A 13304-nucleotide genomic window follows, 5' to 3' on the forward strand; every position below is an offset into this window, starting at 1 on the left:
TCCGGGACGGTGACGGCGGTGCGGCGGGTGAGTGCGGCGAGTGACGCCAAGGCGCCCAGGATTCTGGACGCGGTGGCGGGGATCGCCCACGATCTCAGCCTGTCCGACGTCCTGCGGCGGATGGTCGAATCCGCCTGCGAGCTGACGGGTGCGCCGTTCGGCGCGCTCAGCGTGCTCGATTCGGACGAGTTCATTCGCTTCGGCGAGGCCTGGGAGCGGCCGCCGTCCGACGACGACGCCCGCGTGGTGCCCATCCGGATGCGCGGCCGCATCTTCGGGATGCTGTACCTGGCGCGTAAACCGGACGGTGAGGAGTTCACCGAATCCGAGGACGACCTGCTCGTCGCGCTCACCGCGGCGGCCGGTGTGGTGATCGAGAACGCCGCGCTGTTCGACCAGGTGCAGCGGCGCGAGCGGTGGCTCGAAGCCTCGTACCACGTCACCGGCGCGCTCCTGACCGACCAGGATCTGACCGCGACCCTCCGCCTGATCGCCGAACGCGCGCGCGTCGTCGCCGGCGGTACCGCGGGCGCGGTGGCCCGGCCGCGCGGCGACGGGCAGCTGGTCTTCGAGATCGTCGAGCCGCCGGGACCGGACTCGGACAAGCTCGCCGGTATCGCCGTGCCGACCGAGGGCACCGCGACCGGGATGGCGTTCACCACCGGAAAACCCGTCGTGGTCCGGGATTACGGCGAGAAGGTGGTCGAGTACCAGGGCGATCGCGGCGCCGTGATGCCCGCGGCGATCAAGGACCTCGACTCCACGGTCGCCGTTCCGCTGATCGTCGGCGAGGAGAAGCTCGGTGTCCTGCTGGTCGCGAAGTTCCGCGACCGGACCCCGTTCTCCGCCTACGACGTCCAGCTGGCCGAGACCTTCGCCGCGCACGCCGCGCTCGCGGTCGAGTTCGCCCGCGCGCAACAGGACAGGCAGCGGCTCGCCGTCTTCGAAGACCGCGACCGGATCGCCCGCGACCTGCACGACCTGGTGATCCAGCGGCTGTTCGCGATCGGGCTCGGGCTGGAGGGGCTCAGCAGGCTCGCGAGCGAACCCTCCGTCGCCGACCGGGTGACCGGCTTCGCGCACGAGATCGACCGCACCATCCGCGAGATCCGCAACAGCATCTTCTCCCTGCAGGAACCGGCGGAGGCACAGGGCAGCCTCCGGTCGGAGCTGCTGCGGGTCGCGCTGGACGCGGGCTGCGCGTCGGAGCCCCGGGTCGGGTTCGACGGGCCGCTCGATTCCACCGTGCCGGACACGGTCCGCTCGGATCTCATCGCGACGCTGCGCGAAGCACTGTCCAATGTGGTCAGACATGCCGCGGCGACGACGGTCTCGGTCGACGTCTCGGTCGATCGCGACGGGCGGTGGCTCAAACTCTCGGTGGTGGACGACGGCGTCGGCATGCCTGCCGAACCCGGCCATCGCAGCGGGGTGGCGAACCTCGCCGAACGCGCGGCCCGGTGGAACGGGACGTTCCGCGTCGAGGCGCGGCCCGAAGGCGGCACGAGGCTCGACTGGTCGGTGGAACTGCCGGCCCGACAGGGGAGTGTGGGATGACGATTTCGGTGTTCCTCCTGGACGATCACGAACTCGTCCGCACCGGGCTCAAGACCGTTTTCGAGGCCGAAGACGATTTCACCGTGGTCGGCGAAGCGTCCACCGCCGCCGAGGCGTACGTGCGGATCCCCGCGGTCAAACCGCAGGTCGCGGTCCTCGACGTCCGGCTGCCGGACGGCGAGGGAGTGAGCGTCTGCCGGGAGATCCGGGCGTCCATCGACCCGCCGCCCGCCTGCCTGATGCTGACGTCCTATTCGGACGACGACGCCTTGTTCGGCGCGATCATGGCGGGCGCGGCGGGTTACATGCTCAAGCAGGTCTCCGGGGGCGCGCTCGTCAAGGCCGTCCGCACGGTCGCCGCGGGCGGATCGCTCCTGGACAGCACGCTGACGGCGTCGGTGATGAACCGGCTGCGCGGCGAGACCGACGCCCCGGACCCGCGGTACGAACAGCTGAGCCCGCAGGAGCGGCGGGTGCTCGACCACATCGCCGACGGGCTGACCAACCGCCAGATCGCGGAAAAGCTGTACCTGGCGGAGAAGACGGTCAAGAACTACGTGTCGTCCCTGCTGCACAAGCTCGGCTTCGAACGTCGCACCTCCGCCGCCGTCTACGCCACCCAGCGCCGTAAGTCCTCTTCCTAGAAGAAGGTGAAACCACCGGCGAAATCGGGATCCTCGCGCAGCACGCGGCGCAGTTCGTTGAGGGCCCGGTGCTGGGTGACGCGGACCGCGCCCGCGCTCGCCATACCCAGCGCGCCCGCGGTCTCTTCGGCGCTGTACCCGTGGATCACGCGCAGCACCAGCACGTCGCGCTGCTTCGCCGAGAGAACCTCGAACAGCCGGGACAGCCGGCGGCTGCGATCCGCCCTCTCGACCTCTTCGAACGTCGGGTTCCACGGTCCGTCCTGTTCGGGCTCCGGATCGGGCACCGGCGCGGACGGGTCGCGCGCGAGGTTGCGGCGGACGTCGGCGACCTTGTGCGAGGCGATCCCGAAGACGTACGGCAGGAAGCTGTTGTCCTGGTAGCTGTAGCGCGGTAACGCGACGAGGACGGCCATCAGGACCTCCTGTGCGCAGTCCTCGGCACCCGCGACGCCGCGTGTCGTCCCGCCCAGCCTGCCCGCGCAGTACCGGAACACGATCGGCCGGAGGAGGGCCAGCAGGCTCTCGACGGCCCGCCGGTCACCGCTGATCGCCGCGCGGATCAGCTCGCCGTCCGGTTCCCCCGGCCGGGGTACATAGGTGGGACGCACGGCTTCGGACACGGTCATCACGCCGGATCGCCCGTTCTCGGCACGCTCCTGTGCGTTCCCATCATCCCCACCTCCCGAAAGCCCCCAGCCCTCTTTGGCCCTTCCGACGTTACGGAGCGCGCCCGCGCGTCACACCGGTACAGCAGCCCGGAGTAGTCGGGTCTTTAGACCCTGGTGGGCCAGGGGTATGGACTTTCGCCAGATTGGTCTAGACAATTAGCCCAGCGCGGCGGCAGGCCGCCCTTTCACGGAGGAATCGCGATGAGGCGTTCCAGATCCATGGCATTTCTGGCCGTTTTGGTGCTCACCTTCACCGGCCTGATCACGGGCGGCGGCACCGCGAACGCGGCCAACCTGCTCCTCAATCCCGGTTTCGAGGCGGGTTCGACCTCCGGCTGGTCCTGCGCGGCGGGCGCGGCCGTGAGCACACCGGTCCGTTCGGGCGGTTACGCCGTTTCGGTCACGCCCGGCTCGACGATCGGGAAATGCGCACAGACGGTATCCGTCCGGCCGAACACAACCTACGCGGTTTCCGCCTGGGTGAACGGGAATCCGGTGTACCTCGGCGTCACGGGCGGGCCGTCGACCTGGACCGCGGCGACCTCGTACACGCAGCTCTCGCTCTCGTTCACGACGTCGGCCACGCAGACGACGGCCGAGGTGTACGTCCACGGCTGGTACGGGTCGGGCACCTTCTACGCGGACGACATCAGCCTCGACGGCCCCGGCGGTGGCACGCCCGGCGCGCCGCCGACCCCGGGAAACCCGGCCGTCGGCACGGTGACGAACTCGTCGATCGCGCTCTCGTGGGGCGCCTCGGCGGGGACGGTGACCGGCTATCGCGTGTACGAGGGCGGGACCGTGGTCGCGACGGTGACCGGGACTTCGGCGACGATTTCGGGGCTGACGGCCTGTTCGTCGCACAACTACTCGGTGGCCGCGTACAACAGCGCGGGCGAATCGCCGAAGACCACCGAGGCGGGCGCCACGACCTCCGGCTGCGTGGACACCGGCCTGCCGAAGCACGCGCTGATCGGCTACCTGCACGCGAGTTTCGCCAACGGGTCCGGCTACACGCGGATGGCCGACGTCCCGGCGGCGTGGGACATCATCAACTTGGCCTTCGGTGAGCCGACCTCGGTGACCTCCGGCGACATCCGCTTCACGCGGTGTCCGGTCGCGGAATGCCCGGCCGTGGAAAGCGACGCGGACTTCATCGCCGCGATCCGCGCGAAGCAGGCGCAGGGCAAGAAGGTGCTGATCTCCATCGGCGGCCAGAACGGCCAGGTCCAGCTGACCACGACCGCGGCGCGCGACGCGTTCGTCAGCTCGGTGTCCGCGATCATCGACCGGTACGGGCTGAACGGGCTCGACATCGACTTCGAGGGACACTCGCTGTACCTCAACTCCGGGGACAACGACTTCCGCAACCCGACCACGCCGGTGATCGTCAATCTCATTTCGGCGTTGAAGACGCTGAAAGCCCGCTATGGCGCGGGATTCGTGCTGACGATGGCGCCGGAGACGTTCTTCGTGCAGACCGGGTACCAGTACTACGGCGGCCTCGGCGGCGCCGACAACCGGACGGGTTCGTACCTGCCGGTGATCCACGCGATGCGGGACGCGCTGACCGTGCTGCACGTCCAGGACTACAACTCCGGGCCGGTGATGGGCCTGGACAACCAGTACCACTTCATGGGCGGCGCGGATTTCCACATCGCGATGACCGACATGATCAAGGCGGGCTTCACAGTGTCGTCGACCGGGTTCCGGTTCCCGGGGCTGCGTGAGGACCAGATCGCGTTCGGCCTGCCCGCCGCGGTGAGCGCGGGCAACGGGCACACCGCGCCGGCGGCGGTGCATTCGGCGCTGAACTGCCTGGTGAAGAACTCCGGATGCGGGTCGTATTCCTTGCGCGGCGGTGCTTCGCCGGCGTTGCGGGGGCTGATGACGTGGTCGATCAACTGGGACCGGTACTACGGGTGGGAGTTCCAGAACGCCCACGAACCGTTCCTGAACGCTTTGCCCTGATCCGCATCCAGAGGACTAAACGCGTCGCTTGTGGGCGTCGGGACTTTCCGTGAAGGCCTCCTTGAGGGACCCAGAGTCCCTCAAGGAGGCCTTCACGGACCGGCGACCCCACGCATTTCGTCCTCTGAATGCGATCCTTGCGCGTGCAACGATCGCATTCAGAGGACGAAACGCGGGCAACAAGGGAGCGAGCCCGCACCGTGCAGCATCGGTGCGGGCCCGCAGTACGGGGAGCAAGGGACGTCAGAAGCCCGCGGTGATCCGCGTGAAGTCCCAGTCGTTCTGTGCGATACCACTGCAGTTCTCGGCGACCCCGCCGTTCGGGCAGCCCCGGTCACGGTTGGTCGACCAGAACGCCAGCCTGGCGATCTTGTTGGTCTTCGACCAGTTCGTGATCCGGGTCCAGGTGTCGAGACTCGTGAGTTCCCGCTGGTCCGAAAGACCGTTCATCCCGCTGATGCCCAGGTGGCCGTACGCCGTGGCGTCGTTCCACCCGAAGGTCGACTTCAGCTTGTCCCGCAGACCGTTCGCGGCGTTGATCGTGTTGCCGTACATGTCCGCGCCGCCGCCGAAGTCGAACGGCATGATCGTGTAGACGTCGATCCCGGCGTTCAGCGCCTTCGACTGGTCGATGAGCCGCTGGCCCCAGAAGTTCGGGCCGGTGGTCGTCGTGCCGAAGGTGAGAATGGTCTGGATACCGGGGTTGTTCGCCTTCACGATCTTCAGCGCGTTCAGCACGCGGTCCTGCACGGCCGCGTTCTCGAATTCGTCGGTGTTCTCGATGTCGATGTCGATCGCCTTGAGACCGTAGGCGTCGATCACCTTCTGGTAAGCGCCGGCGAGCGCTTCGGGCGTCGAGCAGTTCGGGCCGAGCTTGTTGCCGCTCCACCCGCCGAAGGACGGCACGATCTGCCCGCCCGCGGCCTTGATCTGCGCGATCGCGTTCGCGTCGACGCCGCCCTGCAGCGGACGGCTGCCGTCCCAAGCCGGGTTGCAGCCACCGGACGACAGGATGAACGCCATCGTGAACCATTTGATCCCGGTCGCGTTCATGACCGTCTGCGGGTTCGGCGGACTTCCCCAGCCCATGTACAGATACGGCGCGCCACGGCCGCCGGGCAGGGGCGGGTTGCTCGTGGTGGTCGTCGGGGAGGACGTCGTGGTCGTGCTGGTGGGCGTGGTCGGCGTCGTGGTCGGGCCGCCACCGCCCGGATCGCACGAGCCACCGTTGATCTTGCAGTTCGCCGGGGCGACGTAGCCGCCGGAGTACTTGACGTTGAACCCGAAACTGGTGCTGCCACCGTTGGAAAGGTTGCCGTTCCAGGTGTTCTTCACCGTCACGTGCTGCCCGGAGACCGAGTAGCTGCCGTCCCACAGCGAAGCGATCGAGTGCCCGGCCGGGAGGTCGAATTCGACCGTCCAGGCGGGAAGGCTCGATCCCGAGTTGTTGCTGATCGTGTACTTGCCCTCCCAGCCGGAGCCCCAGTCGGAGCCCTTGCTGAAGGCGGCACCGACGCCGCCGGCCGCGGAGGCCGGCGCGATCACGAGGACCGCGCCGGCCGTTGCGGCAGCGGCGGACAGGCCGATGGCCTGGATCCAAGTCCGCTTAGCCACAGTCAACCTCTCAGTTCAGGCCATTGCGCATGGCCGTGACCAGTTCACCGTTCGAGGTGTCGCCACTGAGCTCCCAGAAGAACGCGCCGCCGAGACCCTGGTTCTTGGTCCAGCCCATCTTTCCGTTGATGGTGGCGGGAGTGTCGTAGCTCCACCAGTTGTTGCCGCACTTCGCGTACGCGGTGCCCGCGATCGTGCCGGTCGACGGGCAGCTGTTCTTGAGGATCTTGTAGTCCTCGATGCCCGCCTCGTACGTGCCCGGCGCCGCACCGGTCGCGGTGCCGCCCGGGGCGTCCTGGGTGACGCCGGTCCAGCCTCGGCCGTAGAAACCGATACCCAGCAACAGTTTGCTCGCCGGGACACCCTTGGCCTTGAGCTTCTGGATGGCGTCGTCGGAGTTGAAGCCCTGCTGCGGGATGCCGGGGTAGGACGTCAGCGGCGAGTGCGGGGCCGTCGGGCCCTGCGCCGCCCAAGCGCCGAAGAAGTCGTACGTCATGACGTTGTACCAGTCGAAGTACGCCGACGCGGGGCCGTAGTCGGCGGCGTCGATCTTGCCGCCGCTGCTGGCGTCCGCGGTGATCGCGGCGGTGACCAGGAACGAGGAGCCGAACTTGGTGCGCAGGGCCTGTGCCACGTTCTTGATCGCGGCGGGACCGCTGGTGTCACACGTGAGACCGCAGGCGTTCGGGTATTCCCAGTCGATGTCGATGCCGTCGAAGACGTCGGCCCAGCGCGGGTCCTTGATCAGCTTGTAGCAGGATTCCGCGAAGGCGGTCGGGTTCTTCGACGCCTGGCCGAAGCCGCCGGACCAGGTCCAGCCACCGAACGACCACAGCACCTTCAGGCCCGGGTACATCTTCTTCAGCTTGCGCAGCTGGTTGAAGTTGCCGCGCAGCGCGCCCGCGTCCCACGTGTCCGCGACACCGTCCACACTGGACCCGGCGTCGTAGAACTTGTCGTAGTCGGCGTAGGTGTCGTCGTTCGCCGTGCAGGAACCGTTAGTGACGTTGCCGAACGCGTAGTTGATATGCGTCAGCTTGGCCGCAGAACCGGAAGTGTGGATGTTCTTCACGTGGTAGTTACGGCCGTAGACGCCCCACTGCACGAAGTAGCCGAGGTTCTTCTTCGCGCCCGGGTTCGGGTTCGAAGTCGTGGTGGTCGGCGGGTTGCTCGTGCTGGTCGACGTCGGGGGATTGGACGTCGTGGTGGTCGGCGTGGTCGGCGTCGTGGTCGGGTTGCCGCCACCCGGGTCGCAGGAGCCGCCGTTGATCTTGCAGTTGGCGGGCGCGGTGTAGGCGCCGGAGTACTTGACGTTGAAGCCGAAGCTGGTCGAGCCACCGTTGGAAAGGTTGCCGTTCCAGGTGTTCTTGACGGTCACGTGCTGGCCGGAGACGGTGTAGCTGCCGTCCCACAGCGAAGCGATCGAGTGTCCCGCAGCGAGATCGAACTCGAGGGTCCAGGAACTCAGGCTGGATCCCGAGTTGTTGGTGATCGTGTACTTGCCTTCCCAGCCGGACCCCCAGTCCGAGCCCTTGGTCAGGGTGGCTCCGACCCCGCCCGCCGCGTTCGCCGGGACGGTCACCAGACCGACCGCGAGCGCCGCGACGGCCGTGAACAGGCCGACCAGATGCCATCTTTTTCTCGACATTTCACTCCTTACAACCCGGTGCAGGGAAATGATCTTGGAGATGATTTCGTCAAAGGGAAATCGGCGACATCGCGTTGCCTCGGCCGAAACCGGGCAGGCGGGGATGAGTCTTCATCGACCACCTCCATGCGGAACGCTTTGTTGCGGGAGACGGTACGTGGTCTGGACCAATATGGGAAGCATCACTACGTAGAGTGGTGATTTTCCTGCGAACGGCCTAATACGTTCGACAGCGTTAATCGTTCACTGGTCCGCTGCCCTTCAGCGGCGGAATTCGTCCATTTCGCCGAGCCGGGCGATATTCGCGGATTCGTCGGGGTCGGGCAGGACACCGGAAAGGAACACGTCGGTGATTTCGACGGCCACGTCGGGCGCGAGCCGCTTGAGGCTCAGTGCCAGCACGTTCGCGTCGTTCCACTTGCGCGCGCCCGCGGCGATCCAGGTGTCCCAGGCCAGCGCCGCGCGGACCCCGGGCACCTTGTTGGCCGCGATCGCCGTGCCCGTCCCGGTCCAGCACATCACCACGCCGAAATCGGCCTCGCCGTCCGCGACCGCCCGGCCCACCGCCGCGCCGAGTTCCGGCCAGACGTCCGACGCCGCCGGGCGCAGCACCTCGTGGCCCGCCTCGGCGAGATACGCCTGGACGGCGTCCGTGGTGGCGTTCCGGTCGTCGGCGGCGAAGGCGATCCTCATGTCCGGATCGTAACGCCGCGTCGACAGGTGACGAACCCGAAGTCATGGGAGGATCTCGGCGTGGACTCGTCTGCGGAGGAGCACCAGGTCCAGCGTGAGCAGGAGATCGCACGGACACGGATTCTCGAAACCGCCGCCCGCCTGATCGGCGAGGCAGGTTTCGCCCGGCTCAAGATCGGCATGATCTGCGCCAGGACCGGCTATCCCAGCGGCGTCGTCTACCAGTTGTTCGGCTCGAAGGAGACGCTGGTGCAGCGGCTCGTCGAGTTCGCCGCGGAGAAGTTCGCCGACGTCTTCAGCGCCGCCGTCGCCACGCGGACCGGCGGGCTGACGCCCAGCCCGATGGACATGCTGCGTGCCCTCCTGGACATCTTCTTCGAGCTGCTCACCGACATGCCGCCGCTGAACCGGGCGTTCGTGGTGCTCTGGACGGACGCGACCGTCGGCGATCCGGCGGTGCGGTCGGCGATGACCGAGGCCGACCGCCGGTACCGGTTCGCCATCGCGCAGACCGTCGCCGCCGGACTCGCGGACGGTTCGATCACCGGCGTCCGCGACCCGGACGCGTACGCGGCGGCGCTGGTGGGGCAGCTGCGGGGGATCGCCGTGGCCTCGATCATCGACCCGGGCGGTATCGACTTGCGGGCGGTCCGCGCGGAGATGGAGTACGCCGTGGACCGGCTCGCCTAACCCGGACCCCGCCCCGCCGCCACCCTCAACGGACAGGCTTCGCCTGGCTGTCAGATCTTGGCCAGCTCGGCCGCGCCGAAGGACACGTTGAACCGGTCGCACCAGATCGTCACGCTCGAATAGCGCGCCAGATCGGTGCCCGCCGGCAGCGTGTAGTTCTGGCTTCCCTTGTTGCCCTTGAGTTTCCCGGCGCTCACGTACGCGCCGTCGTCGAACACGGACCAGCCGTCCTTGCCGGGGAGTACCGGCGCGTCGGTGAGCCAGACCCGCAGATCCGGGCCGTTGCTCGTGTCGAGGTTTTCCAAGCGCAGCACCAGCGATCCGTCGGCCGCGCGCAGGATCCGGACGTCGCCGGTGGTCGCGTGCTCGTGGCTGATCAGCGTGCCGGTCGCCACGACCATGGGCTCTTTCGGGGCGGGCGTGGCACTTCCGGTGGCTTGGGTGGTGGGCTGGGCCGTGGTCTCGGCGACGGGCAGCGCCTCCTGGACCGTCTCGTTCACCCAGAGCTTCCACGGCTGGAACCAGTAGAGGCCCGCGGCCACCGCCACCACCAGTCCGGCCGCCACGACGGCGAGCACCCGCTTGCGTTTCATGCGTTCATTCAACCCCGTGCGGGGCGAGGAGTGCGGTTACCGAACTCTTACGGGTCACGTCTGGGTTTCGGTGGCTTGACCGGGTTCTCGCCGCTTGACACGATTGCCGATCTGAAAAGGGCATATCGGACGGAGGCCCCTCGATGGGTACGGCGATGTTTTCGATCCTCCTGCCGATAGCGCTGGCGCTCGTCATGTTCGGGCTGGGACTGACCCTGACCGTCGGCGACTTCACGCGCGTGCTGAAGTACCCGAAGGCCGCCGTCATCGCGCTGGTGTGCCAGATGATCGTGCTGCCCGTGATCTGCGTGGGCCTGATCGTGCTGTTCGGGCTGGAAGGCGTGCTCGCGGTCGGGATGATGCTGCTCGTCGCGTCGCCCGGCGGCACGTCGGCGAACCTGTTCAGCCACCTCGCCGGCGGCGACGTCGCCCTCAACGTCACGCTCACGGCGATCAACTCCGTACTGGCCGTGTTCACCCTGCCGCTGGTGGTCGGCCTGTCGATGGCCGAATTCCTCGACGGCGGCGCCTCGGTCGGGCTCCAGCCCGCGAAGTTCGTGCAGGTCTTCGCGATCGTGCTGATCCCGGTCGTGCTCGGGATGGCGGTGCGGCACCGGTTCACCGCCTGGGCCGAGCGGATGCGCAAACCGGTCAAGATCGGCTCCGCCGTGGTGCTCGTGCTGGTGATCGCGGCCGCGATCGCGCAGGAGTTCCGGACGCTGGTGGACAACATCGGCACGCTCGGGCCGGTGGCGCTGGCGCTTTCCGTGCTCAGCCTCGCGATCGGGTACTACGTGCCACGCCTGTTCCGGGTGGACCGCGGGCAGGCGATCGCGTCCGCCATGGAGATCGGTGTCCACAACGCCACCCTCGCGATCGCCGTGGCGTTCTCCGTGCTCGGTGACAAGGCGATGGCCGTGCCGGCCGGGGTCTACGGCGTGCTCATGTTCCTGCCCGCCGGGATCGCGGCGTTCCTGTTGTCCCGCAGCAGGGAGAGCGCGCCGGTGTGAGCTAGTTTGGGGGCGTGGCGCGTTCCCCCATCGGCGACATCCTCGACGTGAACGGCGTCGCCGTCCATGTGCGTCAGGACGGCGCCGGGCCGCCGGTGGTGTTGCTGCACGGGTATTGCGGGTCGGTGCACTGGTTCGACCGGCTCACCCTCGGCCTGTCCGCGACGCGGCACGTGATCCGGGTGGATCTGCTGGGGCACGGATGCACCGGTGGTTCGTCCGGGCTCGACGCGGTGTCGCAGGCGCGCATGGTGGCCGGCGTCCTCGATGCGCTGGGCGTCGAGGACGTTCTGGTCGCCGGTCACTCCTTCGGCGCGGATGTCGCCTTGGCGCTGGCCGAAATCTCGCCGCGGGTGGGTTCCCTGGTGCTGATCGGGCAGGCGCCGGATTACAGCTACGCGTCCTTTCCGCCGGGGAGTGCGGTGCTGCTGCCGATGGTCAGCGCGCTCGTGCGGCTCGTGGCTCACCGCCCATGGGTGCGGTTCGCGTCGCGGTTTCGCCGAGCGGGCTGGTTCGACGATCCCTTGCAGGACTTGGCCGATCACGCGGTCACCTCGCCCGCGATGGCCCGGGTGGTACTCGTGGAACGCGCGCGACTGCTCGCATTTCGTCCTCTGGATGCGCAAGTGGCGGCCTTGGGGTTGCCGTGCCTGGTGATTCTCGGGCGCCGGGACCGTTTTTACGACTGTGACAAGACTTTCGCGCGGTATTCGGCGGTCGGGGCGCGGGTGGAGGTCGTCGAAGGCGTCGGGCATTCGCCGTTCTTGGAGCGGCCTGGCGAGGTCGCTCGGTTGCTTCAGGAGTTCAGGGGGTCGTGAGTGGCGTTTCGGGTTCTAACCCGAAACGCCACTCACGACCAGCGCGCCCCAAGACCGGCTTGCCTTTTACGCGCTTGCGTCCCCGATCGCCTGATCCAACACCGCCAGTCCCTCCGCCAGTTCGTCTTCGGTAGCCGTCAGCGGCGGAGCGATCCGGAAGACCCCGCCCATCCCCGGCAACTGCACGATGTTCATGTGCAGCCCCAATTCGAGGCAGCGCCGCGTGACCAGGGCGCCCAATTCGTCGGAGCTGCGTTTCGTGGCACGGTCCACGACGAGTTCCACGCCGACGAGCAGACCGCGTCCCCGGATGTCGCCGACGACGGAATGGCGGGCGGCGAGGTCGTCGAGGCCGCGGCGGAGGAAGGCACCCAGCTCGGTGGCGCGTTCGTCGAGACGGTCGCGGGTGAGGACGTCGAGCACGGTGTTCCCGACGGCCGCCACCAGCGGGTCGGCGACATGCGTGGTGAAGAACAGGTAGCCGCGGTCGTGCGCCTCCTGCTCGATTTCCGCGCTGGTGATCACCGCCGCCAGCGGGAGCCCGGCGCCCAGCGTCTTGGACAGCGTGAGGATGTCGGGGACGACGCCGTCGCGTTCGAAGGCGTACCAGTTTCCCGTGCGGCACAAGCCGGTCTGCGCCTCGTCGAGGATCAGCAGCATTCCGCGTTCCCGGCATTTCTCTTGCAGGGCGGCGAAATAGCCCACCGGCGGCTCGATGATCCCGCCGGAGCTCAGGATCGGTTCGACGATGCACGCCGCCAGACTGCCGACGGACTGGGCGTCGATCATCTCGAATCCGAAGTCCAGCTGGCGTTTCCAGTCCAGTTCCCCGTCCGGGCCGACGAAATCCGGCCGATACGAGTTCGGCGAGGGAATGGCGAAGTTGCCGGGCGCGGTGGGGCCGTAGCCCTTGCGGCCCGCGCTGTAGGTCGCGTTCGCCGCCGCTTGCGTCATCCCGTGCCACGACCGGGCGAACGACACGATCTCGTGCTTCCCGGTCACCAGTTTCGCCATCCGGATCGCGGCCTCGTTCGACTCCGCCCCGGTGGTCAGCAGCAGCGCCTTTTCCAGCGGTGACGGCAAGGTCTCGGCCAGCTGTCGCGCGAGGTCGACGACGGGGCGGCTCAGCATCCCGCTGAACAGGTGGTCCAGCGAGCCGATCTGCCGCCGCACGGTCTCGACGATCTCCGGATGCGAATGCCCGAGGATCGCGCTCATCTGCCCGGACGTGAAGTCGAGGATCCGCCGCCCGGACTCGGTGAACAGGTAGCTCCCGGCGGCGTGATCGATGATCTCGCGGGTGAAGTCGCCGGCCCCGGCGTAGCGCACGAGATGCCGGTCGGCGTCGGCCCAGAAACGGTCGGTGGTGGACAGGTCGGTGAGGGGAGCAGCCAT

The 13304-nt window shown here is 68.0% G+C and carries 12 protein-coding genes; 6 read left to right on the plus strand and 6 right to left on the minus strand.

Annotated features, from left to right (window positions below; all coding sequences use genetic code 11):
* Positions 1-9: 9 nt before the first annotated feature.
* Both AJAP_RS06755 and AJAP_RS06760 read left to right on the plus strand, forming a co-directional pair.
* Positions 10-1557, plus strand: coding sequence for a sensor histidine kinase (locus AJAP_RS06755; RefSeq protein WP_051972361.1), 1548 nt, complete (start codon positions 10-12; stop codon positions 1555-1557).
* Positions 1554-2201 (plus strand): response regulator, encoded by a 648-nt coding sequence (locus tag AJAP_RS06760; protein WP_038509056.1) that lies wholly within the window; start codon positions 1554-1556, stop codon positions 2199-2201. Before AJAP_RS06755 ends, AJAP_RS06760 begins: the two co-directional genes overlap by 4 nt.
* Here AJAP_RS06760 and AJAP_RS06765 read toward each other — a convergent pair.
* Entirely contained in the window at positions 2198-2830 is a 633-nt protein-coding gene (locus tag AJAP_RS06765) for a sigma-70 family RNA polymerase sigma factor (RefSeq protein WP_038509057.1), read from the minus strand. The two genes, AJAP_RS06760 and AJAP_RS06765, sit on opposite strands and share 4 nt — an antisense overlap.
* 261 nt (positions 2831-3091) lie before the next feature.
* On the opposite strand from AJAP_RS06765, the gene AJAP_RS06770 reads away from it, so the two are divergent.
* Positions 3092-4843 (plus strand): chitinase, encoded by a 1752-nt coding sequence (locus tag AJAP_RS06770; RefSeq protein WP_456061779.1) that lies wholly within the window; start codon positions 3092-3094, stop codon positions 4841-4843.
* Between the two features lie 243 nt (positions 4844-5086).
* On the opposite strand, the gene AJAP_RS06775 is transcribed toward AJAP_RS06770, so the two are convergent.
* From AJAP_RS06775 to AJAP_RS06785, 3 genes are all read right to left on the minus strand, one after another.
* Entirely contained in the window at positions 5087-6430 is a 1344-nt protein-coding gene (locus tag AJAP_RS06775; RefSeq protein ID WP_378419127.1) for a cellulose binding domain-containing protein, read from the minus strand.
* Between the two features lie 37 nt (positions 6431-6467).
* On the minus strand, positions 6468-8105 hold the full coding sequence (locus AJAP_RS06780) for a glycosyl hydrolase family 18 protein (protein WP_038509060.1): 1638 nt from the start codon (positions 8103-8105) through the stop codon (positions 6468-6470).
* 261 nt (positions 8106-8366) lie between these two features.
* Positions 8367-8798: an RpiB/LacA/LacB family sugar-phosphate isomerase gene (locus AJAP_RS06785; RefSeq protein ID WP_037341626.1), complete on the minus strand. Its 432-nt coding sequence runs from the start codon at positions 8796-8798 to the stop codon at positions 8367-8369.
* Positions 8799-8858: 60 nt separating this feature from the next.
* Here AJAP_RS06785 and AJAP_RS06790 point away from each other — a divergent pair, with 60 nt between their 5' ends.
* Entirely contained in the window at positions 8859-9488 is a 630-nt protein-coding gene (locus tag AJAP_RS06790; RefSeq protein ID WP_038509061.1) for a TetR/AcrR family transcriptional regulator, read from the plus strand.
* Positions 9489-9538: 50 nt separating this feature from the next.
* Here the strand turns inward: AJAP_RS06790 and AJAP_RS06795 are convergent, their stop codons facing one another.
* Positions 9539-10081 (minus strand): DM13 domain-containing protein, encoded by a 543-nt coding sequence (locus AJAP_RS06795; protein WP_038509062.1) that lies wholly within the window; start codon positions 10079-10081, stop codon positions 9539-9541.
* Positions 10082-10224: 143 nt separating this feature from the next.
* Between AJAP_RS06795 and AJAP_RS06800 the strand changes: the two genes are divergently transcribed.
* Together AJAP_RS06800 and AJAP_RS06805 are read left to right on the plus strand one after the other, a co-directional pair.
* Positions 10225-11091, plus strand: coding sequence for a bile acid:sodium symporter family protein (locus AJAP_RS06800; protein WP_038509063.1), 867 nt, complete (start codon positions 10225-10227; stop codon positions 11089-11091).
* A gap of 14 nt (positions 11092-11105) precedes the next feature.
* Positions 11106-11909 carry an alpha/beta fold hydrolase gene (locus tag AJAP_RS06805; protein ID WP_038509064.1) on the plus strand — a complete coding sequence of 268 codons (804 nt, stop codon included), beginning with the start codon at positions 11106-11108 and terminating at the stop codon, positions 11907-11909.
* Positions 11910-11975: 66 nt separating this feature from the next.
* Here AJAP_RS06805 and AJAP_RS06810 read toward each other — a convergent pair whose 3' ends face one another.
* On the minus strand, positions 11976-13304 hold the full coding sequence (locus tag AJAP_RS06810; protein ID WP_038509065.1) for an aspartate aminotransferase family protein: 1329 nt from the start codon (positions 13302-13304) through the stop codon (positions 11976-11978).

Origin of the sequence: Amycolatopsis japonica (assembly GCF_000732925.1) — a bacterium.
GTDB classification, from domain to species: Bacteria; Actinomycetota; Actinomycetes; order Mycobacteriales; family Pseudonocardiaceae; genus Amycolatopsis; species Amycolatopsis japonica.

Coding starts and splice junctions, on each gene's coding strand:
- AJAP_RS06780 (WP_038509060.1), bottom strand. CDS start 8,105: ATGTCGAGAAAAAGATGGCATCTGGTCGGCCTGTTCACGGCCGTCGCG.
- AJAP_RS06810 (WP_038509065.1), bottom strand. CDS start 13,304: ATGGCTGCTCCCCTCACCGACCTGTCCACCACCGACCGTTTCTGGGCC.
- AJAP_RS06760 (WP_038509056.1), top strand. CDS start 1,554: ATGACGATTTCGGTGTTCCTCCTGGACGATCACGAACTCGTCCGCACC.
- AJAP_RS06785 (WP_037341626.1), bottom strand. CDS start 8,798: ATGAGGATCGCCTTCGCCGCCGACGACCGGAACGCCACCACGGACGCC.
- AJAP_RS06770 (WP_456061779.1), top strand. CDS start 3,092: ATGGCATTTCTGGCCGTTTTGGTGCTCACCTTCACCGGCCTGATCACG.
- AJAP_RS06765 (WP_038509057.1), bottom strand. CDS start 2,830: ATGACCGTGTCCGAAGCCGTGCGTCCCACCTATGTACCCCGGCCGGGG.
- AJAP_RS06795 (WP_038509062.1), bottom strand. CDS start 10,081: ATGAAACGCAAGCGGGTGCTCGCCGTCGTGGCGGCCGGACTGGTGGTG.
- AJAP_RS06800 (WP_038509063.1), top strand. CDS start 10,225: ATGGGTACGGCGATGTTTTCGATCCTCCTGCCGATAGCGCTGGCGCTC.